This window comes from Halioglobus sp. HI00S01 (assembly GCF_001635445.1).
GTDB lineage: Bacteria > Pseudomonadota > Gammaproteobacteria > Pseudomonadales > Halieaceae > Halioglobus > Halioglobus japonicus.
Genome location: NZ_LWEE01000218.1, coordinates 1 through 219 on the forward strand (window position 1 = coordinate 1; position 219 = coordinate 219).

General features: G+C 57.1%; 1 protein-coding gene. It reads left to right on the top strand.

The genetic code is table 11. The features are described from left to right. Positions 1-219, top strand: a 219-nt coding sequence (locus A3709_RS17285; protein ID WP_197484264.1) for a 7-cyano-7-deazaguanine synthase, incomplete at both ends; no start/stop codon positions are given.

The following is a 219-nucleotide window of genomic DNA, read 5'->3' on the forward strand; positions in this document are numbered from 1 at the left end:
TTGGACGCCATTGGCGGCTCTGCCCTGACTGATACGGATATCGATGTCCCCGAAGAGGAAACCGAGGGTATTCCGGTGACTTATGTGCCGGCGCGAAACACGGTGTTCATGTCGATCGCGCTGGGCTGGGCTGAGGTGTTGGGCGCCCAGGACATTTTTATTGGCGTTAATGCGGTCGACTATTCCGGCTACCCCGACTGTCGTCCGGAGTATATTGCT